This window comes from Pseudomonas fulva NBRC 16637 = DSM 17717, assembly GCF_000730565.1.
GTDB classification, from domain to species: Bacteria; Pseudomonadota; Gammaproteobacteria; order Pseudomonadales; family Pseudomonadaceae; genus Aquipseudomonas; species Aquipseudomonas fulva.
The window spans coordinates 60,723-83,585 of sequence record NZ_BBIQ01000017.1 but is presented as its reverse complement, the minus strand read 5'-3'; the positions used below and the strand labels follow the sequence as shown (position 1 = coordinate 83,585).

Here is a 22,863-nt window from a genome sequence, read left to right as displayed (position 1 = left end):
TTCATACCAGCACCAGATTGTCACGATGCACCAGCTCAGGCTCGGCGCTATAACCCAGGATAGTCGCGATGGCGTCGGAGGATTGTCCAATGATCTTCTGCGCTTCCAGGGCACTGTAGTTAGCCAGGCCCCTGGCCACTTCCAACCCGTCAGGGCCCACGCACACCACCATCTCGCCACGTCGGAAGCTGCCCTGGATAGCCTTGACGCCCACTGGTAGCAAACTCTTGTTGGCCTGGCGCAGCGCCTGTACCGCTCCCTCGTCCAACACCAGCGTGCCGCGGGTCTGCAGATGACCCGCCAGCCACTGCTTGCGGGCTGCCAGCATGCCGCGCTCAGGCGACAACAAGGTGCCCAACCGCTCACCGGCCTTGAGACGATCGAGCACGCGCTCGATGCGCCCGCCAATGATGATGGTATGGGCACCAGAGCGTGCCGCCAGGCGTGCAGCGCGCAGCTTGGTCTGCATACCGCCGCGCCCCAGTGCACCACCGGTGCTGCCCGCCACGGCGTCCAGCGCCGGGTCATCGGCACGGGCTTCGAAGATCAGTTGCGCATCGGGGTTGTTGCGCGGGTCGGCATCGAACATGCCGTCACGGTCGGTCAGGATCACCAGCAGGTCGGCTTCCACGAGGTTAGCCACCAACGCCGCCAGAGTGTCGTTGTCACCGAAGCGAATCTCGTCGGTCACCACTGTGTCGTTTTCGTTGATCACCGGCACCACGCCCAGCTCGACGAGGGTGCGCAGGGTGCTGCGCGCATTGAGGTAGCGTTTGCGGTCGGACAGGTCGTCATGGGTCAGCAGGATCTGCGCGGTATGCTTGCCGTGCTCGCCAAAACTCGACTCCCAGGCCTGCACCAGGCGCATCTGGCCGATGGACGCTGCTGCCTGCAGCTCGTTCATCGCACTGGGGCGTGACGTCCAGCCCAGCTGGCTCATGCCGGCAGCCACGGCGCCCGAGGAGACCAGCACCAACTCCACGCCCGCCTCACGCAGCGCGACCATCTGCTCGACCCACACGGCCATGGCGCCGCGATCGAGGCCTTTGCCATCGGCGGTCAGCAGCGCACTGCCAATCTTCACGACCCAGCGCCTGGCGCCCGTCACCTTGCTTCGCATCGTCTTCCAACCTATGTCGAATCTGTAGATACCGTGGATACAAAAACGCCGCTCAAGCGAGCGGCGTTTAGTGTACTGCAACCGATCAGTCGCGCACGTAAATGATTTCCGGACCGTCTTCGTCGTCCTCGAAATCATCATCCCAGTCATCGTCATCGCCGATGTCGTGCACGCTCTTGACACCGGTGCGGCGCAAGGTGCGGGCATCGTCCAGGGCCTGCAACTGGGCGCGAGCCTCGTCCTCAATGCGTTGGTCGAGGTCAGCCAGCTCCTCGGCATAGGCCGGGTCGTTGGCCAGGCGGTCGGCGCGGTCTTCGAGGTAGCGCATCAGGTCGTGGCTGAGCTTTTCGGTACCTTGCTTGGAGATGGCCGAGATCACATACACAGGGCCCTCCCACTGCAGGCGCTCGACCACTTCCTTGACCCGCTCGTCGCGCTCGTCGTCCATGACCATGTCGGCCTTGTTCAGCACCAACCAGCGCTCACGCTCAGCCAGCGACGGGCTGAAGCGGGTCAGCTCGTTGACGATGACTTCGGCGGCATCGGCCGGGCTGCTCTCGTCCAGCGGCGCCATGTCCACCAGGTGCAGCAGAACACGGGTACGCGCCAGGTGCTTGAGGAAGCGAATGCCCAGGCCAGCACCGTCGGAGGCACCTTCGATCAGCCCAGGAATGTCGGCGATGACGAAGCTTTTCCAGCGGTCGACACTGACCACGCCCAGGTTTGGCACCAGGGTGGTGAACGGGTAATCGGCCACTTTCGGCTTGGCGGCCGATACCGAGCGGATGAAGGTGCTCTTGCCCGCATTCGGCAGGCCCAGCAGGCCTACATCGGCCAGCACTTTCATTTCCATCTTCAGGTCGCGCTGATCACCCGGTTTACCTGGAGTGGTCTGGCGCGGTGCGCGGTTGGTACTGGATTTGAAACGGGTGTTGCCAAGGCCGTGCCAGCCGCCCTGAGCGACCATCAGCTTCTGCCCCGGCTTGACCAGGTCACCGATCACTTCCTGCGTGGAGGCATCGATGACCGTGGTGCCCACCGGCACACGCAGGAACAGGTCTTCACCCTTCTTGCCGGTGCAGTCGGTGCTGCCGCCATTGGCGCCGCGCTGAGCTTCGTGGTGACGGGTGTAGCGATAGTCGACCAGGGTGTTGAGGTTCTCGTCTGCCACCATGAACACCGAACCACCGTCACCGCCATCGCCGCCGTTGGGGCCACCGTTCTCGATGAACTTCTCGCGACGGAAGCTCATGCAACCGTTACCGCCGTCACCGGCTTTGACCCGAATGGATACTTCGTCAACAAACTTCATTCAAAAACCGCCTCTCGCCTTCCGACGAGTTGAACACTGATAAACATGAGGCTCTTGCAAAAATGAGCGCGGCGGCCCCGTACGACCGTAGAAACCCACGCCGGCAACCCATACAAACAGCTTTGCAAGAGGCTCACCACAAACGAAAAAGCCCCGTCGCATGACGGGGCTTCTGGAGCGACGTCGCGATTAGGCTGCGACGATGCTCACGTAACGGCGGTTGAACTCGCCTTTCTTCTCGAACTTGATCACGCCTTCGATCTTGGCGAACAGGGTGTGATCTTTACCGATGCCCACGCCGTAGCCTGGGTGGAATTCGGTGCCGCGCTGGCGGACGATGATGTTGCCTGGCTTGATAACCTGGCCGCCATACATCTTCACGCCAAGGCGTTTCGATTCTGAGTCGCGACCGTTACGAGTACTACCACCAGCCTTCTTGTGAGCCATGGTTCAATTCTCCAAATAAATTCAGGGGATCTAGGGGATTAAGCCTGGATGCCGGTGATTTTGATCTCGGTGAACCACTGGCGGTGGCCCATGCGCTTCATGTGGTGCTTACGACGACGGAACTTGATGATGCGAACCTTGTCGTGGCGGCCTTGCGAAACGACTTCGGCCACTACTTTAGCGCCAGCAACAACTGGAGCACCGATGGTGACTTCTTCACCGTTGGCGACCAGCAGAACGCGATCGAAAGTCACGGATTCGCCAGTGGCGACTTCCAGTTTCTCGACCTTGAGGAATTCACCTTCAGCGACTTTGTACTGCTTGCCGCCGGTAACGATTACTGCGTAAGACATGGTATTTCTCCGATAATCCTGCTCACCCAGCGCTTTATATGATGAGTATTGGCTGGCATGGCTGCACAGGGCTGGAACGGCCCGGCGCAATTGCGTAAGGCAGGTGCTGCCCAGGAAGTTAGGGTGCGCGATTGTACGCAACACAGGTTTTGCTTGCAAGTGCAGCGCCCGACCGACTGGCACCGTGCCTTGACACACCGGGACCCGCAACCTAGCATGCCGCGCAACCTCACTGGAGCAGCCGATGCAACCCCAAACCTTCTACCGTGCGGTGGCTGACGATTTCAGCGCCGTCGACGAGATCATCAAGAAGCAGCTGACCTCGCGCGTGCCGCTGGTATCGAAGATCGGCGACTATATCACGTCGGCCGGTGGCAAGCGCCTGCGCCCATTGCTGGTGTTGCTGTGCGGCAAGGCCCTGGGCCACCGGGGCGACGACCTGCGGCTGCTGGCGGCAACCATCGAATTCCTGCACACCGCCACCCTGCTGCACGATGACGTGGTCGACATGTCGGGCATGCGCCGCGGCCGCTCCACGGCCAACGCCCTGTGGGGCAACGCCCCAAGCGTGCTGGTCGGTGATTTCCTCTATTCCCGCTCGTTCGAGATGATGGTCGAGCTGGGGTCGATGCCGGTCATGCAGATCCTGTCCAGGGCGACCCGGGTCATTGCCGAGGGTGAAGTGCTGCAGCTGTCGCGGGTTCGCGACGCCAGCACCACCGAGGACGTCTACATGGACGTCATCCGCGGCAAGACCGCCATGCTGTTCGAAGCCTCCACCCACAGTGCTGCGGCCCTGGCCCAGGCTTCCGATGCCCAGCGCGAGGCCTTGCGCATGTTCGGTGACCACCTGGGCGTGGCTTTCCAGTTGGTCGACGACCTGCTCGACTATGAAGGTGACGCCGAGGCACTGGGCAAGAACGTGGGCGACGACCTGGCCGAGGGCAAGCCCACCCTGCCCTTGATCTACACCATGCGCGAGGGCACTGCCGAGCAAGCAGCACTGGTACGCCAGGCCATCCAGAAAGGCGGCCTTGAAGACCTGGAGCAGATCCGCGCTGCGGTAGAGGCATCGGGTGCGCTCAAGTACACCGCAGCCCTGGCGCAGGATTACGTCAAGCGCGCCATCGAGTGCCTGGAAGTGCTCCCTGCCAGCGAATACCGGGATGCGCTGGTCGAACTCAGCCAGTTCGCCGTCGCACGCACTCACTAACGGCACGTCCCTTCCCCACACGCGGTTCGTCCCTCGAACCGCTGCGGACTTTTGTCCGGACATAATCACTTCTGAAACCAGACCTTCTACAATGGCGGCTTTTTCCGCCTGTCTGTTCGAGGAACCCAAGTGAGTACGTTGCCACCCTGCCCCAAATGCAATTCCGAATACACCTACGAGGATGGCACGCAGCTGATCTGCCCTGAATGTGCCCACGAGTGGTCGGCCAGCGGCGAAGCCGAATCTGCCAATGACGACGTGGTGAAAAAAGATTCCGTCGGCAATGTGCTACAGGACGGCGACACCGTGACCGTGATCAAGGACTTGAAGGTCAAGGGCTCGTCCCTGGTGGTCAAGGTCGGCACCAAGGTCAAGAACATCCGCCTGTGCGACGGTGACCACGATATCGACTGCAAGATCGACGGTATTGGCGCGATGAAGCTGAAATCGGAATTCGTGCGCAAGGTCTGATTTCATCCAGATCCGCCAATTGGTTCTTGCTATTTTGATAATAAGAATTATTCTCATTGGAAAGTTATCCAAGGAGAATAGTCATGACTTATCTGATCGATGCCTGGCTGGACCGCCCTCACCCATACCTGCGCATTCTTCATCGGGAGACCGGTGAGGTGTGCGCGGTGCTCGAAGCAGAGGCGCTGGATGAACTGCGCGACCAGGGCGACCTGGACCTGCGCGGGCTGAATTCGAATGAGCCTGGGGTACTGAAGGAGCTGGTGCGCAACCTGTTTCTGTTCTGCTACGCACGGGCGTTGCGCCCGATGGGGACAGACTGGAACTGACACATCTGGCGAGCTGGGAAAGGGCCGCAATGCGGCCCCAGCGGTATTACAGAACGTCGAGCAATTCGACGTCGAACACCAGTACGCTGTGCGGCGGGATGCTGCCGACACCCTGGGCACCGTAGGCCAATTCGCTTGGCACATACAGGCGCCACTTGCTGCCGGCGCTCATCAATTGCAGGGCTTCGGTCCAACCTGCGATCACGCCCCCAACCGGGAATTCGGCCGGCTGACCACGATCGTACGAGCTGTCGAACACGGTGCCGTCGATCAGGGTGCCGTGGTAGTGCACACGCACCTGGTCTTCGCGCGATGGCTTGGCGCCTTCACCGGTGTTCAGCGCTTCGTACTGCAAGCCCGAATCCAGGGTGACGATGCCGTCGCGCTTGGCGTTGTCGGCCAAGAACTGCTTGCCGGCAGCCGCTGCAGCCTCGGCCTTGGCGGCTGCCTGGGCTTGCATCACTTCACGGATAACCTGGAAGCTGGCCGACAGATCGGCCTCGCTGACGCGGCTGTCTGCACCGTTGAAGGCGTCGGTCAGGCCGGCCACGATCGCTTCCAGGCTCACCCCTGGCGGCGGGTTGTCGCGCAGCTGGCCACCCAGCTGACGGCCGATGCCGTAGCTGACGCGGGTTTCGTCGGTAGACAGGTTGATCTCGGACATTGTCATGCTCCACTGCAGGGCGCAGCGCAGCCACGCCCTTGATGAAAAGGGCGAGCAGCCTAGCATATCGAGAGGCACCTAGCTGCACGCGGCAGACCCCCGCGTGCAGCTGAAGTCGAGGCTAGTGCTTGGTGAGCTTGTCCAGGTAACCCATGCAGAACGCCGAGACCACGAAGGTCATGTGGATGATGACGTACCACATCAGGTAATCGGTGGAGATGTTCTGGGCATCCATGAACACCCGCAACAGGTGGATGGACGAGATGGCCACGATCGACGCAGCCACCTTCATCTTCAGCGAGGAGGAGTCCATCTTGCCGAGCCAGTTGAGCTTTTCCTTGCTCTCGTCGATATCCAGCTGCGAAACGAAGTTCTCATAGCCGGAAATCATCACCATGACCAACAGCCCGCCGACCAGCGACATATCGATCAGCGACAGGATCACCAGGATCAGGTCGGCTTCGCTCAAGGCAAAGACGTTGGGCAGGACATGGACCACTTCCTGGAAGAATTTCAGCGCAAGGGCCAGCAGGCCCAGGGACAGGCCGAAGTAGATGGGGGCGAGCAGCCAGCGGGAGGCATACATCGCATTTTCGAGAATACGTTCCATGGAGGATGGGGACTCGTAGGTGGCTGGAAAAACGACCGCGAGTATAGCCAGCCGCCTCATGCAGCAAAAGCTGGATGACCGTCCCGGCCTGTTCAGGTCTCAGGATGGAACTGGTAGTCGCCCAGGTTTTTGGTGCGCTCGCCGTTCATGCGCCGCAACTGCGCCTGCAGGTGCAGGCACCAGATGGGCGGGTCTTCGTTGAGCTGATACCCGTGCAGGGTCAGGCTGTCGACGATGGCATTGAGCACGGACTCGGCCACCTGCGGCCCGTGAAACGGCCCTTGGGCCTTTACTGCCGAGGGTTGCTCACCGGCCATGCCGGCGGCGAACAGCAGCGTCCACATACCGGTATCGCCAGCCAGTGGCCGGATACTGCATTCGATGCGGGTCACAAGGCCCAGGCACTGACGTGTAAGGCTGAGGTTGCGCATGGCCGCGTCCTCCGAAAGCTCCGTTCAGCCCAGCAAACGGGCTGTCTTCATCCTGAACACTGATGTCGTCCTTGGTTCAGCATAGAAGAGCGTCAGCACAAGATGGAAAACCGGCGCCGAACGGTAGCCATTGGCCGCCAGCGCCGGTTTCTTGACTCAAGCAGGCTTGGCTTGCGCGATCACCTCTTCAAGGCGCTCCTTTTCCGCCTTCTCGATGTCTTCCTCACTGATCATCTCGGCAATCTCGCGCAGCCGTTCGACGACGCGTGCATTGACGCTACCCTCGGTGAACTGCCCTTTCTCGTCAGGCACACCCGCCTCCTCGCCTACCAGCAGGCTCAACGCCTCATCTGCCTGGCTGACCGCATACACATGGAAGGTGCCACTCTCGACCGCCTGCAACACACGTTCGTCGAGCATGAGCGTGGCCACGTTGGCGCGCGGGATGATCACCCCCTGCTCACCGGTCAGGCCACGGGCTTCGCAGAGCCTGAAGAACCCTTCGATCTTCTCGTTCACACCCCCGACAGCCTGCACTTCACCGAACTGGTTGATGGAACCGGTGATCGCGAAGCACTGCTTGAGCGGGGTGCGCGAAAGGGCCGAGATCAACGTGCAGGCCTCACCTAGCGAGGCGCTGTCGCCGTCCACGTAACCGTAGGATTGCTCCAGGGCGATGCTGGCCGAGATCGCCAGCGGGAATTCCTGGGCATAGCGGCTGCCCAGGTAGCCGGTCAGGATCATCACCCCCTTGGAGTGGATAGGCTGGCCCAGGTTTACCTCGCGCTCGATGTCGACGATACCGCTACCGCCCGGGTACACGGTGGCCGAGATACGCGCGGGCATGCCGAATGCCGAGTCGCCCACCTCCAGCACGGTCAGGCCATTGCACTTGCCGATGGCCGCGCCCTGAGTGTCGATCAGGATGATGCCGGCCAGCATGTCGTCCAGCACCCGCTGCGAGACCCGCCCGGTGCGTGTGGCCTTGGCCTTGAGTGCACGTTCGATATGGCCAGCATCGGTCATTTCGTCGTTGGCCAGCTGACGAATGAAGTCGGCCTCGCTGACCAGCTGGAACAGGTCGCCGATCCGGGCCGAGAGCCGTGCCTGGTTTTCAGCCAGGCGAGCGCTGTAGGTCGCTAGCCGGGCCACGGCGTCGCTGGTCAAGGGCGCCATGCCCTCCTCGTTGGTACGGGTGCGCAGCAGTTGGGCGAACTGCTCCAGGTTCTCGTCGACCATGGGCATGTCTTCGTCGAAATCCACCAGCACCCTGAACATCTCCTGGAAGTCCGGGTCGTGGTCCTGCAGCGCGTAATACAACTGACGCGAGCCGATGATCACCAGCTTGACGTTTAGCGGGATCACCTGCGGGGTAAGGCTGACGGTCGCCACCCGGCCAAGCTCGCCCAAGGGTGACTCCATCTTGAGCTTGCGCGATTGCAGGGCGCGCTTGAGCGCATCCCAGACAAAGGGCTCACCCAGCATTTTCTCGGCTTCCAGGATCAGGAAGCCGCCGTTGGCCCGGTGCAGGGCTCCCGGACGCAACTGCCGGTACGACGTGTAGAGCGCGCCCTGGTCGGTGCTGTACTCGATGCGACCGAACAGGTTGTCGTAGGTCGGGTGCGGCTCGAACACCACCGGCGCCCCGCCGTCATGATGATGGCCCACGACCAGGCTGGGTGCGTACTGCTCCTCGAGCATCTTGCGCGCCACGGCGTCTGTCTTGCTGTCCTCGACCAGTTGCTCGACCACCGTGCGCAACAGGTTCAGTTGCACCGATTGCAGGTAGGCACACACGGCAGCGTTCTCGGCGTACTTTTCCGACAGCGGTGCGAGCAAAGGCTCAAGTGCCAGGGTAATGGTTTCTTCGTTGAGCTGGCGCAACTGGTTGTTCGACTCACGCTTCCATTGCGGAAGGCTGGCCAGCTCTTCGTTCAAACGCTCCTCGAGCAGGGCGATGTCTTCGTGAAACTGTTCGCGCACGTGCTCAGGCAACTGGGCGAACTCGGCCTCATCCAGGGCCTTGCCGTCTGCCATCGGCGTGAAGGCCACGTTGCTGGCATCGCGGTACAAGGCCACGTCCTTTTCCAGCGAAGCGCGCTCGATCACATCCAGCGCGCGGTCGTAGCGCTGGTTGAAGGCGCGGTCGATGGCGCCTTTTTTCTGCTGGTACGAGGGGTGTTCGAACACGGCCGGGAATGTCGCCAGCAAGTTGTCGATCAACCCGTTCATGTCAGCGATGAAGTCCCCGGCACTGCCCGATGGCAATTCCAGGGCTCGCGGCTCGCGGGTGTCGTCGAAATGGTTGACGTAAAGCCAGTCGGATGGGGTCTGCTGACGCTTGCCCTCCGCCTTGAGGTAACGCTTGACGAACGAGAACCGGCCGGTACCGGGCTCGCCCATCACGTATACGTTGTAGCCGGGGCGCGGCATGGCCACGCCGAATTGCAGGGCCTCGACAGCACGCTCCTGGCCCAGTACGCCGCGAAACGGCTCCAGATCGTCGGTATTGGTGAAAGCAAACTGCTCGGGAGAGAAACGCCGGGTGAGGGCTTCAGGCGCAAGACGCAGGCGCGCAGCGACAGGATCGGGCATTGGGTTTCCTTACTTCGGCGGGGCAGATACGCAGCATTCTGGCGCTGCCTGCGCGCGGGTTGCAAGGCTCCTCGGGATTTATGTCGCAGGCGCGACGGTGTCTTGTACAAGCAAATTTTTCGCAATCGGTAACGCAACCTTTGGAACATGCCTAAACTCCAACTTGCGCGGGTGGGTGAAATGCTTTCCCGACCTGGCACCCGAGTTGCCAGAAACCTGACCCTTGGTTTAAGTCAAATAGAGAATAAATGCTATGAAACGGATTCTTCTGGGTACTCTGTTCACCGTCGCTTCGCTCAACGCCATGGCCGACGCGCCAGGCGGCCCGAATTGCGGCTGGGGCAACATGCTGTTCGAAGGCCAGCGCGGCACTCCGGCACACTTCCTGGCTTCCACCACCAACGGCACTTCCGGTAACGCCACCTTCGGCATGACCTCCGGCACCAACGGCTGCTCCACCAAGTCTGCACTGACCTACGGCGGCAAATCGTGGTTCGCCATGAACGGCATGATGAACGAGCTTTCCGAAGACATGGCCATGGGTCAGGGTGAAGCACTGACCACCTACGCCGTGGTACTGGGCGTGGCGCCGGAAGACCGTGCGCACTTCGCATCGGTCACCCACGATCACTTCAACCAGATCTTCAGCAGCGCCGATGTCAATGCTGAAACCGTGCACAGCAACACCCTGGCCGTTCTGAAGAACGACCCACGCCTGGCCAAGTACGCTACCGAAGCCTAAACGCGCGTTTCCCGCCCCGGTTCCGGGGCGGGTCTCTCTTTCTTCGGCATCGTCTGGAAGTAGTTGCCCGATATGCTCAAACGCCTTGCCTCTCTGGCGCTGTTGTTCTGCGCCCCTGTTCATGCTGCGCCGATGCTGGATCAAGGCCGTCTCCAGCAACTGGCCAGTACCCCCTACTGGATTGCTTTGGGCCATTACGAAACCGGTAAGCTCGGTGGCTGGCGCAGCTACGTAGACGATGACGCATTCTTCCTTGCCCACGATGGCGCACACCATCCGGACCGTGAGCTGAAAGCGACGGTGCAGGCGCTGTATGCCCCGGCAAGCCTGGGCGACAAGCACGCTCAGTGTGTATTCCCGGCCCGCACTCGCTGGCTGAAAGAGCAACTTGGCCTACAGGATTTGCCGCAACCCCAGTGCCAGGAATTCAAGACCTGGTACCAGTCGATCGACCCGCACAGCGCTGCGTTGATCTTCCCGGCTGCCTACCTGAACAGCCCCTCGTCGATGTTCGGGCACACGCTGCTGCGCATCGACCAGTCCACTACCCGCAGTGACGCCACCACGCTGCTCAGCTACGCGATCAACTTCGGCGCGTACATCGAAGGCAGCGACAACAGCATTCTGTATGCCTGGAAAGGGTTGGCCGGTGGTTATCCCGGCCTGTTCGCGCTGATGCCCTATCAGGAGAAACTGTCGGAATACCGCAGCCTGGAAAACCGCGACCTGTGGGAATACCAGCTAGACCTCACGCCGGAAGAAACAGGCCGCATGGTCGAGCACGTCTGGGAACTGAAACAGATTCAGTTCGACTACTTCTTCTTCGACGAGAACTGCTCCTATCGCCTGCTGGAGTTGCTGCAGGTGGCTCGGCCAGGCCTGGACCTGACCTCGCAGTTCCCGCTGACCGCCATACCGACCGACACCGTGAAGGCGGTGAAACAATCAGGCTTGGTCGCCAGTGAACTCTACCGCCCCTCGCGCGAGCGCGAACTGCTGGCGCGTGCAGCGCCACTGGACCATGACGAGAAACGCCAGGTGCTGGCCGTAAGCGCCGACACTGCGCAATTGCAAAACCCCGCGTTCAAGGCCCTGCCCCGCGAGCGGCAGGCCTTGATACAAGACGCTGCCTACCGCCTTGAGCGCTACCGCGCCAATGGCCAGGAACGTGACCCCGGTCAGGCCAAGCGCAGCTTCGAACTGCTACGCGCGATCAACAGCAACCCGCCGCCGCCGTTGGCCATCGAGCGCCCGGGGTTGCCCGAGGACGGCCATGACTCGCGTACCTGGCAGTTGGGCGTGGGCACGCGCGAAGACCGCGCCTATGCCGAATATGGCCTGCGCATGGCTTACCATGATCTCAACGACAACGCCTACGGCTTCCCATTGGGGGCGCAGATCGAGATCTTGCAACTGAAAGTGCGCCAGTACGAAGGCAATGACTGGCAAGTGCAACGCCTGGACCTGGCGACCATTCGTTCGCTGACACCGCGCAACGAACTGCTCAAGCCGTGGTCGTGGCAAGTGGCCGGCGGCCTTGAGCGGGTGCCGGGCAAACACGATGACGAGGTGCTGGTGAGCCACGTCAATGGTGGCGCCGGTGGCACCTGGCAGCTGGGTGATGACTTGCTGGGCTTTGCACTGGGTACAGTCCGTGTAGAACACCACAATGACTTCGCGCAGTTCATCGCACCTGCCGCAGGTTTCAATGGCGGGCTGCTGTGGCGCAATGGGCTTGGCAACATGACGCTGGAGGCCAAGGGCGATTACTTCACCAATGGCGAAGTGCGCCGTAGCGTCAGCCTGAACCAGCAGTGGGAAATCAGCCAGAACCTGGGACTGCGCCTGAGTGCCTCGCGCCAGTTCAGCCACCTGTCCACGGCGCAGAACGAGGTGATGCTGGAAGTGAAGTGGTATCACTACTGAGGGTCTGGTCTGGTGTGAAAGCGTTCATGTTTACGGCGATGTTCCGGCCTGTGGCCCGCCTCAACCAGTCTTTGACACGGTTTTGACAGCACGCCCACAACTGGCCCTCTAGACTTCACCTGGACGGCATGAGGGCAAGGTCTATGTGGCGGTTCTGGTTGGGTCTGTGCGTGGCGATGCTGCTGTCGGGGTGCGAAACGACTCACGAGCAGATGCTTGGCCAGGGGTTTCCCCCTGCCTACGCCGATGGCTTCGAGGACGGGTGCAGCAGCGGCCGTCAGGCCGCGGGCGTGCCGGCAGGTGATTTTCGCAAGAACGTGCCGCGCTACCTTCAAGAACGGCAGTACGAGTCCGGCTGGGACGATGGCTTTCGCCAATGCCAGGCCATGCAGGAGCGGGCCGAACAGCAGCGCTACCACGAGCGTTTCTGGGACGAACGGGACCGTGAGTGGCAGCAGGAGAAAGACCGCGGCGCTGCCCGCGCCTGGCGTTGAAGACGTCGCAGGTGGGCATTGCTTGAAACCCCGCCCCTGCCATGATGGTCTTCTGCACAAGGAGGCACTCATGAGCCGAGCATTTGTCAACGAAGACCAGGCCGCCGCCCAGGCCGACCAACCCGTCGAGCGGCGTGTCAGCGACCAGCCCAATTACGTCACCGCCAACGGCCTGCGCCAACTGCAGCAACGGCTGACCGAACTCAATACGTTGCGCAGTGAGTTGCAGGCTCAGGGCGAGCGTGCCGACAAACAGCGATTGGCCGAAATCGAGCGTGATCTGCGGTATTTCGCCGCGCGGGTACACAGTGCCCAAGTGGTGCCGACAGCCCTGTCCACCGAAAAAGTGCAGATAGGCAGCCGCGTCAGGTTCATCGACGATCAGGACCAGGAACACTTGGTGTGCCTGGTAGGCGAAGATGAGGCTGACGCGGCGCGTGGATTGATCAACTGGGGCTCACCCCTGGGCAGGGCCTTGCTGGGCGCAGCCCCGGGAGATGAGGTGACATGGCGCCGCCCCGTCGGTGAACAGGCTATCGAGATCATCGAGATCGAAGGGGCGGGCTGACAGCCCACCGCAGCCGACCCGGCGAGACCTCTCCAATATGCCTGTAACTGGTGTACCGACGATGGGCTGCCAAGCCTCACGCGATCAGACGACCCCTTGGGCCAGCATCGCATCGGCCACCTTCACGAAGCCCGCAATGTTGGCCCCTTTGACATAGTTGACCCGGCCATCGCCCTCTTCACCATAGTGAACGCAGGCGTGGTGAATCGACTGCATGATGCCATGCAGCTTGCTGTCCACTTCGCCAGCAGTCCACAGCAAGCGCATGGCGTTCTGCGACATTTCCAGGCCCGACACCGCAACGCCACCCGCATTGGACGCCTTGCCCGGCGCATAGAGGATGCCAGCTTCAAGGAAGATGTCCACAGCCGCCAGGGTCGTGGGCATGTTGGCGCCTTCTGCGACGCAGATACAGCCGTTGGCCAACAGTGCCTTGGCATCCTCGACGTCCAGTTCGTTCTGCGTCGCGCATGGCAGCGCGATGTCGCAGGCCAGGCTCCACGGCGTCTGGCCCTTGCGGAACTCCAGGCCGAATTGCCCGGCCAGCTCGCTGATGCGGCCGCGCTTGACGTTCTTGAGGGTCATCACCGCTTCCCACTGCGCGTCGGTGAGGCCCGCTTCGGCGTACAAGGTACCTTCGGAATCAGACAGCGAGATCACCTTGCCCCCCAGGTCCATCACCTTGCGCGCGGCGTATTGCGCGACGTTGCCCGAGCCCGAGATCGCCACGCGACGGCCGTCGATGCGCTGGCCCTGGCGCTTGAGCATCTCCTCGGCAAAATACACACAGCCATAGCCCGTGGCTTCCGGACGAATCAGGCTGCCGCCATAGGTCATGCCCTTGCCGGTCAGCACGGAGGTGAACTGGTTGGCCAGACGCTTGTATTGCCCGAACATATAGCCGATCTCGCGCGCCCCTACTCCGATGTCCCCGGCCGGAACATCGCAGTCGGCACCGATGTGACGGTACAGCTCGCTCATGAAGGCCTGGCAGAAGCGCATCACTTCGGCGTCGCTCTTGCCCTTGGGATCGAAGTCAGACCCACCCTTGCCACCGCCCATGGGCAGCGAGGTCAGGGAGTTCTTGAAGACTTGCTCGAATGCGAGGAATTTCAGAACACTGAGGTTCACCGAAGGGTGGAAGCGCAGGCCGCCCTTGTAGGGGCCAATGGCGCTGTTCATCTGGATACGGTAACCGCGGTTGACCTGAACCTTGCCGTGATCGTCCACCCACGACACCCGGAACAACACTGCACGCTCAGGCTCGACCATGCGCTCGAGAATGCCCGCTTGCAGGTAGTGAGGGTTGGCTTCCAGAAAGGGCCACAAGGTGCGCAGCACTTCTTCGACGGCCTGGTGAAACTCGGGTTGGCCAGGGTCACGCTGTTGCAGGCGTGCAAGGAAATTGTCGACGGATTCGATCATGGTAGACATCTCACCAAGAGGATTGGACTTATTGGTTTTTCCCGAATGTACCAAGAAGCAATTGCCCTGCAACAGGGCGAAATGTCGTTTTATTGAAATAATTTGGTGCGTTTTATGTAAATGTATACAAACCGCTCAGACGGCAACTCAGGCGCGGCCCACTAGATGTCAGCTACCAGAAGGCCTGCCGTAGCCCTTCATGACCTATGGACAGAATCCGAACAAATTGTGAAGCACGCACGAAAATGGGGCCCCTGAGGGCCCCATTTCTGTGCAGCAGACGCTGGCTTATTTCGCCAGCTTCTTGTGACGCACACGGTGCGGCTGTGCGGCGGCATCACCCAGGCGCTTCTTGCGATCGGCTTCGTACTCGGTGTAGTTGCCTTCGAAGAACACCACGTTCGAGTCGTCTTCGTATGCCAGGATGTGAGTCGCGACGCGGTCCAGGAACCAACGGTCGTGGGAAATCACGATGGCGGCGCCGGGGAAGTCCAGCAGTGCCTCTTCCAAGGAACGCAAGGTCTCGACGTCGAGGTCGTTGGACGGTTCGTCGAGCAGCAGGACGTTGCCGCCCTCTTTCAAGGTCAGGGCCAGGTGCAGACGGCCACGTTCACCGCCCGAGAGGTCCTTGACGAACTTCTGCTGGTCGCCCCCTTTGAAATTGAAGCGGCCCACGTAAGTGCGCGATGGGATTTCGTAGTTGCCGATACGGATCATGTCCGAGCCGTCGGAAATCTGCTGGAACACGGTCTTGGCGCCGTCCAGGTCCTCGCGGCTCTGGTCGACACACGCCAGTTGCACGGTTTCACCGATCTCGATGCTGCCCGAATCCGGCTGCTCCTTGCCCATGAGCATGCGGAACAGGGTGGATTTACCGGCGCCGTTACCCCCGATCACGCCCACGATCGCACCCTTGGGCATGGCGAAGGACAGGTTGTCGATCAGGACGCGGTCGCCATAACCCTTGGTGACGTTCTTGAATTCGATGACCTTGTCGCCCAGACGCGGACCGGCCGGGATGTAGATCTCGTTGGTTTCGCTGCGCTTCTGGAATTCCTGCGACTGCAGTTCCTCGAAACGCTGCAGACGTGCCTTGGATTTGGACTGGCGGGCCTTGGCGCCTTTGCGCACCCACTCCAGTTCTTCCTTCATGGCCTTTTCATGGGCGCTCTGCTGTTTGGATTCCTGGGCCAGACGATCGGACTTGGCTTCCAGCCAGCCCGAATAGTTGCCTTCATAGGGAATACCGGCGCCGCGGTCGAGCTCCAGGATCCAGCCTGCGACGTTGTCGAGGAAGTAACGGTCGTGGGTAATGGCCACCACGGTGCCGGGGAAATCGTGCAGGAAACGCTCGAGCCAGGCGACCGAGTCAGCGTCCAGGTGGTTGGTCGGTTCGTCGAGCAGCAGCATGTCGGGGGCCGACAGCAGCAGGCGGCACAGGGCGACACGGCGCTTCTCGCCACCGGAGAGGTGCTCGATGCGTGCATCCCAGGCCGGCAGGCGCAGCGCGTCGGCGGCGACGTCCAGCTGGCGTTCCAGGTTATGCCCGTCGGCGGCCTGCAGGATGGATTCGAGCTTGGCCTGCTCGGCAGCCAGCTTGTCGAAGTCGGCGTCCGGCTCGGCGTAGGCCGCGTAGACCTCGTCAAGACGCGCCTGGGCGTCCTTGATGACGCTGACGGCTTCCTCGACCACCTCACGGACCGACTTGCTCGGGTCCAGCTGAGGCTCCTGGGGCAGGTAGCCCACGTTGATGTCAGGCATCGGACGGGCTTCGCCGTCGAATTCCTTGTCGACGCCCGCCATGATCCGCAGCAGCGTCGATTTACCTGCGCCGTTGAGGCCCAGCACGCCGATCTTGGCGCCAGGGAAGAACGACAGGGAAATGTTCTTCAGGATTTCCCGCTTCGGCGGCACGACCTTGCTCAGCCGATGCATGGTGTAGACGTATTGAGCCAAAACCAAGCCCTCTAATTCAGATAGGTAAAGACATCGACGATCGCCCCAGCGGGTCGGCCAGGGGTCGGGTGTCGTTGAACAAAGTGGACCATTCTACGCCAACGCGCAGTATTTGATAGGAGGCGCCGCGCCGGCGGCGCAGGCCTGAAGCGGTGGTCCGGCAGCAGCAGCCTTGCCCTGTAGTCGCGCCTGGCGAGCAGCCCTTGTTCAGACGTGACGCTGGCGCGCCTTGCCCCGTGGCAGCCGGCAACGGTCGCCCTGCTCGGCCAGGCGCGCGGCCCAGGCGGACTTGACGCAGAACCCGTCCGGGCGCGCAGGTTGCGCAGCGGCGACACGATTGACAGAGGTGCCGGACGTGACCGATGCCGCCGCCGGGCGCGGTGCGTCGGCAACGACTGCAGCTGGGACGGGTGCCTTGGCAGACGTGCGCAGCTCGGCCAGCGATGGCGCCTTGCGCTTGGTTGACGTGGCCGCCTCGGGCTTTGCCAGCGAGCGTTGGCACGATTTGCAGGATACGTCCTCGGTCACGGCAGAGCTGACAAGGGTCTGACTGCTGCGCCCACAGGCGGAATCGAGGCCATTGATGGAAAAATGAGTAACCAAAACCGAACATCTCCCAAGCAGTGTCATGTAAAGCGGGCGGCATTCTCGCACAGCAGGCACGTGCTTGCCGAATACGAGCGGTCGGAAGCATGAATGGCACTGGCACTTTGCCATAATGCGAGGCATGCTAGCCGGTTTCGAGTGGTCGGCTTATAGTGCGCCACCGCGCATCGGTTACCTCATAAAAAAAGCATACGCCATGCCCGACCCCTCCCTGCCATCGCCAGGCCCATCGCAGGATCGACGCTTGATCAAACTCACTCCACCGCCGTCATCGCGTAGCGCGTCCAAGGCGCCCGCTGCCAGTCTGCGCGGGTCGATCAAGGGTGCGCTGGCACTGCTCGCCCTGATTCTGCTCGGGTTGCTGCTGTGGCAGCTGTTCGCGCAGTTCAGCCTTACCCAGGCCGAGCTGCGCGACAAGCGTTTGGAAGACACGACCGAACTGGCGGACCACCTGGGTTTGAACATGGCGCTCAAGGCGCAGCAAGCCATCAACCTGCTCCAGCCCTATCCCACCGTGGCGGCACCGACAGCTGGCGGCTTGGTGGATACGCTGCGCGAACGAATGCCCGCGCTGCGCAGCGTGGTCTGGATAGACGGAGCCGGGCAAATCGTTGCCGACAGTGCACCTGCCAGCGACGATCACGCAGTCGTCGGTGAGGTGCTGAGGCTCAACCAGGAGCGGCCCTATTTCTTTACCAATGCGCCCAGCAACGCCAGCGTGTACCTGTTGCTGAGCCAGTCGCCAGGCCAAGGCCATTGGCTGCTGCGCTTGTCACCTGATTACTACCGCGCGCTTACTGGCCATCTGCATGAGGCCGATCAGCTGTTGTGGCTGCTGGAAAACAGCCGTACGGGCGAGGTGCTGCAACGCTACCTGGCCTCCGAGCGCCCCGACGCGCCCTTGCAGAGCGTCATGCTGGCGTTCATCGACAATAGTGCCTGGCAACTGCGCGGCCTGTTCGATGCTGAACAGGCGCGCAACGACCTGCTGCCTGCCTTGATAGGCAAATGCCTGCTGGTGCTGTTCTGCGCCCTGCTCCCGGTCCTGGCCCTGGTCAACATGCGCCGCCGCCAGCGGGCCTTGCAGGAAGATCGCCGACGCTATCAAGAGATCTTCGAAGGCACAGGTGTGGCCCTGTGCGTGCTCGACCTGTCCAGCTTGCCCGGCCAACTGGACCGCTATCACCTGCGCAACCGCGCCGCACTCAAGCACAGCCTGATGCTGGACCCTCAACTGCGCCGCTCGCTCCTGGCGCAACTGAAGATCACCGAAATCAACCAGGTGGCGCGCCAGCTGCTTCATATCGAAGATCACCAGCAAGCCTGGCAGCGCCTGATCGACGACAGCGGCGACGGCCAGGACAGTGTCGGTATGCAGTTGCTCGACGCCTTGATCGACCAACGCCCGTCCCTGGAGCTCGAGGTGCGCCTGCCTGCTGCGCATGGCGGCGAGCTGCACCTGTGGCTGACAGCGCGCCTGCCGCAATTGCGCCGCAATTACCAGGCCGTGATCCTCAGCATCAGCGACATCACCAGCCGCAAGAAAGTGGAGCTCTCGCTGCTCGAACGCGAGCGGTTCTGGTCGGACGTGGTGCGTACCGTGCCGGATCAGCTCTACGTCCAGGATATCCACAGCCAGCGGATGATCTTCAGCAACCGTCACCTGGGCCAGACGCTGGGGTATGACCGCACGGAACTGGCCCGCATGGGCGACCGCTTCTGGGAGCTGCTGCTGCACCCCGAAGACGCTGCGCATTACCAGGACCTGCGCCAACAGCAGCTCGACAACGGCCATGACTTGCCGCTGCATTGCCAGCTGCGTTTCCGGCACCGCGATGGCAACTGGCGCTGCTACGACATACGCGAGCAGGTGCTGGCGCGTGACGCCGACGGCCGGGTGACGCGCATCATCGGCGTGGGCAAGGACGTGACCGTGCAGATCGAGGCGAGCCAGTCGCTGCGCGACAGCGAACAGCGCTACCGGATGCTGGCCGAAAGCATCAGTGACGTGATCTTCTCCACCGACAGCCAGCTCAAGCTCGACTACGTAAGCCCCTCGGTGCAAAGCGTGCTGGGCTATCACGCCGACTGGATCTTCGCCAACGGGTGGCATTCGATCATCGCCAACCCCGCCCAGCTCACTGGCATCTACGGGTTGATGGAGCGGGTAAGCAAGGCGATGGACGATCCGGCTCAACTGGCCGAACTGCGTGGCCAGTTGCCGACCCAGCTGTTCCTGTTCGACTGCCTGCGCGCCGACGGCCGCAAGATCCCCATCGAGTTGCGCCTGGTACTGGTCTGGGATGACGATCAGCGTTTCGAGGGCGTACTGGGGGTAGGTCGCGACATCAGCCAGCAGCGCCGGGCGGAGAAAGACCTGCGCATGGCCGCGACGGTTTTCGAGCACTCGACTTCGGCCATTCTGATCACCGACCCTGCCGGCTACATCGTGCAGGCCAACGAGGCCTTCAGCCGGGTCAGCGGCTACGCAGTCAGCGAGGTGCTGGACCAACTGCCGAGCATGCTGGTGATGAACGACCAGCAGCAGGCGCACCTGCGCTATATTCTCAAGCAGCTCAACCAGCGTGGCAGCTGGGAGGGCGAGGTGTGGCTCAAGCGCCGTGATGGCGATCACTACCCGGCCTGGGTAGGCATCACTGCCGTGCTGGACGATGAAGGCGACCTGGCCAGCTACGTGTGCTTCTTTACCGACATCAGCGAACGCAAGGCCAGCGAACAGCGCATTCACCGCCTGGCCTACTACGACGCCCTGACCCACTTGCCCAACCGTACGTTGTTCCAGGACCGGCTGTACAACGCCTTGCAGCAGGCCGAGCGGCAGAAGGCCTGGGTGGTGTTGATGTTCCTGGACCTGGACCGTTTCAAGCCCATCAACGACTCCCTGGGCCATGCCGCGGGCGATCGCATGCTCAAGGACATGGCCCTGCGCTTGCTGGCCTGCGTGGACGAGGACGATACGGTCGCGCGCATGGGCGGCGATGAATTCACGCTGCTGCTCCAGCCTCGGCCTACTCGCGAGCTGGCATTGAACCGCGCCATTCACGTGGCCGAAAACATCCTGGGCAGCTTGGTCAAGCCGTTCGTGCTGGAGAACCGCGAGTTCTTCGTCACGGCCAGCATCGGCATCGCACTCAGCCCGCAGGATGGCGGCGAGTTGAGCCAATTGATGAAGAACGCCGACACCGCCATGTACCACGCCAAAGAGCGCGGCAAGAACAACTTCCAGTTCTACCAGGCTGAAATGAACGCCAGTGCCCTGGAGCGCCTGGAACTGGAAAGCGATCTGCGCCATGCCATGGAGCAGAACGAATTCATTCTGTATTACCAGCCGCAATTCAGCGGCGACGGCAAGCGCCTGACCGGCGCCGAGGCACTGCTACGCTGGCGGCATCCTACCCGCGGCCTGGTGCCACCGGGGGACTTCATTCCCGTCATCGAAGAGCTGGGCCTGGTGGTGGACGTGGGTGACTGGGTACTGCGCGAAGCCAGCCGACAATTGAAGGCCTGGCACAAGGCCAAGGTGCGTGTGCCGAAAGTGTCGGTCAACATTTCCGCGCGCCAGTTCTCCGATGGTCAACTGGGCACGCGGATCGCCAACATCCTGGAAGAAAGCGGCCTGCCACCGGCGTGTCTTGAGCTTGAGCTGACCGAAAGCATCCTGATGCGCGAAGTAAACGAAGCGCTGCAGATTCTGGCCAGCCTCAAGAACCTGGGCCTGAGCATCGCGGTGGACGATTTCGGGACCGGCTATTCCTCGCTCAACTACCTCAAGCAGTTCCCGATCGATGTGTTGAAGATCGACCGCACCTTCGTCGACGGCCTGCCCGAAGGTGAGCAGGATGCGCAGATCGCCAGGGCGATCATCGCCATGGCCCACAGCCTGAACCTGGCGGTCATCGCCGAAGGCGTCGAGACCCATGAACAACTTGAGTTTCTGCGTGAACACGGGTGCGACGAAGTACAGGGCTACCTGTTCGGGCGACCGATGCCGGCGCATCAGTTCGAGGCGCAATTCGCCAATGAGACGTTGTTCATGTTCAATTGAGTCGCCCCTGGCCCTGCCCTCATGCTGCTGCCGAAACGCCAGCGGGGCCCGTCACGCCCGGCCCGCCACCACGCGCAGGCAACGCCAGAAACCGGACCTGAAAGTCAACTCGGATGCCCGCCCAGCCCAGCAACGGCGCGGGATGCAACATGAACCCCACTGGTCCGCGACTTGATGCCACTTCATATGCCAGCGGCGGATCAATGGGGTAGAATGCCCACCCACTTCACCCCCGATCCTTGAGGACCGCCATGTTCAGCCGTGATTTGACCATTGCCAAGTACGACGCCGAGCTCTTCGAAGCCATGCAGCAAGAAGCTCTGCGCCAGGAAGAGCATATCGAGCTGATCGCCTCGGAAAACTACACCAGCCCGGCCGTCATGGAAGCCCAGGGTTCGGTACTGACCAACAAGTACGCCGAAGGCTATCCAGGCAAGCGCTACTACGGTGGCTGCGAATACGTCGACGTCGTCGAGCAGCTGGCCATCGACCGCGCCAAGCAACTGTTCGGTGCCGACTACGCCAACGTCCAGCCGCACGCCGGCTCCCAGGCCAACGCCGCTGTCTACCTGGCCCTGCTGTCGGCCGGTGACACCATCCTGGGCATGAGCCTGGCCCATGGTGGTCACCTGACCCACGGTGCCTCCGTTAGCTCGTCGGGCAAGCTGTACAACGCCGTGCAGTACGGCATCGATGGCAACGGCCTGATCGATTACGACGAAGTCGAGCGCCTGGCGGTCGAGCACAAGCCGAAAATGATCGTCGCCGGTTTCTCGGCCTACTCGCAGGTGCTGGACTTCGCCCGCTTCCGCGCCATCGCCGACAAGGTGGGTGCCTACCTGTTCGTCGACATGGCGCACGTGGCTGGCCTGGTCGCCGCCGGTGTCTACCCTAACCCGGTTCCTTTCGCCGACGTCGTCACCACCACCACGCACAAGACCCTGCGCGGTCCGCGCGGCGGCCTGATCCTGGCTCGCAAGAACGAAGAGATCGAGAAGAAGCTCAATTCCGCTGTCTTCCCAGGCGCCCAGGGCGGCCCACTGGAGCACGTGATCGCGGCCAAGGCCATCTGCTTCAAGGAAGCCCTGCAGCCGGAGTTCAAGGCTTACCAGCAGCAAGTGGTGAAAAACGCCCAGGCCATGGCCAGCGTCTTCATCGAGCGCGGTTTCGACGTGGTTTCCGGTGGCACCGAAAACCACCTGTTCCTGCTGTCGCTGATCAAGCAGGACATCTCGGGCAAAGACGCTGACGCGGCGCTGGGCAAGGCGTTCATCACCGTCAACAAGAACTCGGTTCCTAACGACCCGCGCTCTCCGTTCGTCACCTCGGGCCTGCGTTTCGGCACCCCGGCCGTGACCACCCGCGGTTTCAAGGAAGCCGAGTGCCGTGAGCTGGCTGGCTGGATCTGCGACATCCTTGCCGACCTGAACAACGAAGCGGTGATCGACGCCGTGCGCGAGAAGGTCAAAGCCATCTGCAAGAAGCTGCCGGTCTACGGCAACTGATCGCTGATCGCCCACTGGAAAGCCCGGCCA

Annotated in this window: 20 protein-coding genes; 9 read left to right on the top strand and 11 right to left on the bottom strand. The window is 61.9% G+C overall.

The window, feature by feature from the left end; translation table 11 throughout:
• Position 1 precedes the first annotated feature (1 nt).
• The 4 genes from proB to rplU form a co-directional block, all read right to left on the bottom strand.
• The gene (gene proB / locus PFU01S_RS16645; RefSeq protein WP_028688090.1) at positions 2–1,120 is read right to left on the bottom strand and encodes a glutamate 5-kinase; all 1,119 of its coding nucleotides are present in this window, start codon (positions 1,118–1,120) and stop codon (positions 2–4) included.
• Positions 1,121–1,205: 85 nt separating this feature from the next.
• On the bottom strand, positions 1,206–2,432 hold the full coding sequence (cgtA, locus tag PFU01S_RS16640) for an Obg family GTPase CgtA (RefSeq protein ID WP_028688089.1): 1,227 nt from the start codon (positions 2,430–2,432) through the stop codon (positions 1,206–1,208).
• A gap of 189 nt (positions 2,433–2,621) precedes the next feature.
• On the bottom strand, positions 2,622–2,879 hold the full coding sequence (gene rpmA, locus PFU01S_RS16635) for a 50S ribosomal protein L27 (RefSeq protein ID WP_023533198.1): 258 nt from the start codon (positions 2,877–2,879) through the stop codon (positions 2,622–2,624).
• 38 nt (positions 2,880–2,917) lie between these two features.
• A complete protein-coding gene (rplU, locus tag PFU01S_RS16630; protein WP_023533254.1) occupies positions 2,918–3,232 on the bottom strand; it encodes a 50S ribosomal protein L21 in 315 nt (104 codons plus the stop codon).
• A 244-nt stretch (positions 3,233–3,476) separates the two neighbouring features.
• On the opposite strand from rplU, the gene PFU01S_RS16625 reads away from it, so the two are divergent.
• The 3 genes from PFU01S_RS16625 (at position 3,477) to PFU01S_RS16615 (ending at position 5,245) form a co-directional block, all read left to right on the top strand.
• Positions 3,477–4,445, top strand: a complete 969-nt coding sequence (locus PFU01S_RS16625) for a polyprenyl synthetase family protein (RefSeq protein ID WP_027915471.1) — start codon at positions 3,477–3,479, stop codon at positions 4,443–4,445.
• Between the two features lie 129 nt (positions 4,446–4,574).
• Positions 4,575–4,916 (top strand): zinc ribbon domain-containing protein YjdM, encoded by a 342-nt coding sequence (locus PFU01S_RS16620; RefSeq protein WP_027915472.1) that lies wholly within the window; start codon positions 4,575–4,577, stop codon positions 4,914–4,916.
• An 83-nt stretch (positions 4,917–4,999) separates the two neighbouring features.
• The gene (locus PFU01S_RS16615; RefSeq protein ID WP_027915473.1) at positions 5,000–5,245 is read left to right on the top strand and encodes a PA4570 family protein; all 246 of its coding nucleotides are present in this window, start codon (positions 5,000–5,002) and stop codon (positions 5,243–5,245) included.
• A 46-nt stretch (positions 5,246–5,291) separates the two neighbouring features.
• On the opposite strand, the gene bamJ is transcribed toward PFU01S_RS16615, so the two are convergent.
• The 4 genes from bamJ to PFU01S_RS16595 all read right to left on the bottom strand — a co-directional run bounded on the left by bamJ (position 5,292) and on the right by PFU01S_RS16595 (position 9,545).
• Entirely contained in the window at positions 5,292–5,909 is a 618-nt protein-coding gene (gene bamJ / locus PFU01S_RS16610; RefSeq protein WP_027915474.1) for a BamJ family beta-barrel-assembly machinery protein, read from the bottom strand.
• 121 nt (positions 5,910–6,030) lie between these two features.
• Positions 6,031–6,519, bottom strand: a complete 489-nt coding sequence (locus PFU01S_RS16605) for a TIGR00645 family protein (RefSeq protein WP_003247486.1) — start codon at positions 6,517–6,519, stop codon at positions 6,031–6,033.
• A gap of 92 nt (positions 6,520–6,611) precedes the next feature.
• Positions 6,612–6,950, bottom strand: coding sequence for a PA4575 family protein (locus tag PFU01S_RS16600; protein WP_027915475.1), 339 nt, complete (start codon positions 6,948–6,950; stop codon positions 6,612–6,614).
• A gap of 156 nt (positions 6,951–7,106) precedes the next feature.
• Positions 7,107–9,545: a Lon protease family protein gene (locus tag PFU01S_RS16595; protein WP_027915476.1), complete on the bottom strand. Its 2,439-nt coding sequence runs from the start codon at positions 9,543–9,545 to the stop codon at positions 7,107–7,109.
• 253 nt (positions 9,546–9,798) lie between these two features.
• Between PFU01S_RS16595 and PFU01S_RS16590 the strand changes: the two genes are divergently transcribed.
• From PFU01S_RS16590 to PFU01S_RS16575, 4 genes are all read left to right on the top strand, one after another.
• The gene (locus tag PFU01S_RS16590) at positions 9,799–10,287 is read left to right on the top strand and encodes a DUF3015 domain-containing protein (protein WP_023533283.1); all 489 of its coding nucleotides are present in this window, start codon (positions 9,799–9,801) and stop codon (positions 10,285–10,287) included.
• Positions 10,288–10,359: 72 nt separating this feature from the next.
• Positions 10,360–12,213, top strand: a complete 1,854-nt coding sequence (locus PFU01S_RS16585) for an Lnb N-terminal periplasmic domain-containing protein (RefSeq protein WP_028688088.1) — start codon at positions 10,360–10,362, stop codon at positions 12,211–12,213.
• A 143-nt stretch (positions 12,214–12,356) separates the two neighbouring features.
• Positions 12,357–12,707: a hypothetical protein gene (locus PFU01S_RS16580; protein WP_027915478.1), complete on the top strand. Its 351-nt coding sequence runs from the start codon at positions 12,357–12,359 to the stop codon at positions 12,705–12,707.
• Positions 12,708–12,777: 70 nt separating this feature from the next.
• Complete coding sequence (locus tag PFU01S_RS16575; RefSeq protein WP_027915479.1) at positions 12,778–13,275, top strand: GreA/GreB family elongation factor; 498 nt, start codon at positions 12,778–12,780, stop codon at positions 13,273–13,275.
• An 84-nt stretch (positions 13,276–13,359) separates the two neighbouring features.
• Here PFU01S_RS16575 and gdhA read toward each other — a convergent pair whose 3' ends face one another.
• From gdhA to PFU01S_RS16560, 3 genes are all read right to left on the bottom strand, one after another.
• Positions 13,360–14,700: an NADP-specific glutamate dehydrogenase gene (gene gdhA, locus PFU01S_RS16570; protein ID WP_028688087.1), complete on the bottom strand. Its 1,341-nt coding sequence runs from the start codon at positions 14,698–14,700 to the stop codon at positions 13,360–13,362.
• Between the two features lie 288 nt (positions 14,701–14,988).
• Entirely contained in the window at positions 14,989–16,656 is a 1,668-nt protein-coding gene (ettA, locus tag PFU01S_RS16565) for an energy-dependent translational throttle protein EttA (RefSeq protein WP_028688086.1), read from the bottom strand.
• A 207-nt stretch (positions 16,657–16,863) separates the two neighbouring features.
• Positions 16,864–17,259: a hypothetical protein gene (locus PFU01S_RS16560; RefSeq protein WP_028688085.1), complete on the bottom strand. Its 396-nt coding sequence runs from the start codon at positions 17,257–17,259 to the stop codon at positions 16,864–16,866.
• A 247-nt stretch (positions 17,260–17,506) separates the two neighbouring features.
• On the opposite strand from PFU01S_RS16560, the gene PFU01S_RS16555 reads away from it, so the two are divergent.
• Both PFU01S_RS16555 and glyA read left to right on the top strand, forming a co-directional pair.
• Entirely contained in the window at positions 17,507–21,328 is a 3,822-nt protein-coding gene (locus PFU01S_RS16555; protein ID WP_042139699.1) for a sensor domain-containing protein, read from the top strand.
• A gap of 251 nt (positions 21,329–21,579) precedes the next feature.
• Positions 21,580–22,833: a serine hydroxymethyltransferase gene (gene glyA, locus PFU01S_RS16550; RefSeq protein ID WP_023533265.1), complete on the top strand. Its 1,254-nt coding sequence runs from the start codon at positions 21,580–21,582 to the stop codon at positions 22,831–22,833.
• The last annotated feature ends 30 nt before the right edge of the window (positions 22,834–22,863 follow it).

Excerpts from the sequence above, each read along its gene's own strand:
- proB (WP_028688090.1), bottom strand. The coding sequence starts at position 1,120 with ATGCGAAGCAAGGTGACGGGCGCCAGGCGCTGGGTCGTGAAGATTGGC.
- cgtA (WP_028688089.1), bottom strand. The coding sequence starts at position 2,432 with ATGAAGTTTGTTGACGAAGTATCCATTCGGGTCAAAGCCGGTGACGGC.
- rpmA (WP_023533198.1), bottom strand. The coding sequence starts at position 2,879 with ATGGCTCACAAGAAGGCTGGTGGTAGTACTCGTAACGGTCGCGACTCA.
- rplU (WP_023533254.1), bottom strand. The coding sequence starts at position 3,232 with ATGTCTTACGCAGTAATCGTTACCGGCGGCAAGCAGTACAAAGTCGCT.
- PFU01S_RS16625 (WP_027915471.1), top strand. The coding sequence starts at position 3,477 with ATGCAACCCCAAACCTTCTACCGTGCGGTGGCTGACGATTTCAGCGCC.
- PFU01S_RS16615 (WP_027915473.1), top strand. The coding sequence starts at position 5,000 with ATGACTTATCTGATCGATGCCTGGCTGGACCGCCCTCACCCATACCTG.
- bamJ (WP_027915474.1), bottom strand. The coding sequence starts at position 5,909 with ATGTCCGAGATCAACCTGTCTACCGACGAAACCCGCGTCAGCTACGGC.
- PFU01S_RS16605 (WP_003247486.1), bottom strand. The coding sequence starts at position 6,519 with ATGGAACGTATTCTCGAAAATGCGATGTATGCCTCCCGCTGGCTGCTC.
- PFU01S_RS16600 (WP_027915475.1), bottom strand. The coding sequence starts at position 6,950 with ATGCGCAACCTCAGCCTTACACGTCAGTGCCTGGGCCTTGTGACCCGC.
- PFU01S_RS16595 (WP_027915476.1), bottom strand. The coding sequence starts at position 9,545 with ATGCCCGATCCTGTCGCTGCGCGCCTGCGTCTTGCGCCTGAAGCCCTC.
- PFU01S_RS16590 (WP_023533283.1), top strand. The coding sequence starts at position 9,799 with ATGAAACGGATTCTTCTGGGTACTCTGTTCACCGTCGCTTCGCTCAAC.
- PFU01S_RS16585 (WP_028688088.1), top strand. The coding sequence starts at position 10,360 with ATGCTCAAACGCCTTGCCTCTCTGGCGCTGTTGTTCTGCGCCCCTGTT.
- PFU01S_RS16580 (WP_027915478.1), top strand. The coding sequence starts at position 12,357 with ATGTGGCGGTTCTGGTTGGGTCTGTGCGTGGCGATGCTGCTGTCGGGG.
- PFU01S_RS16575 (WP_027915479.1), top strand. The coding sequence starts at position 12,778 with ATGAGCCGAGCATTTGTCAACGAAGACCAGGCCGCCGCCCAGGCCGAC.
- gdhA (WP_028688087.1), bottom strand. The coding sequence starts at position 14,700 with ATGATCGAATCCGTCGACAATTTCCTTGCACGCCTGCAACAGCGTGAC.
- glyA (WP_023533265.1), top strand. The coding sequence starts at position 21,580 with ATGTTCAGCCGTGATTTGACCATTGCCAAGTACGACGCCGAGCTCTTC.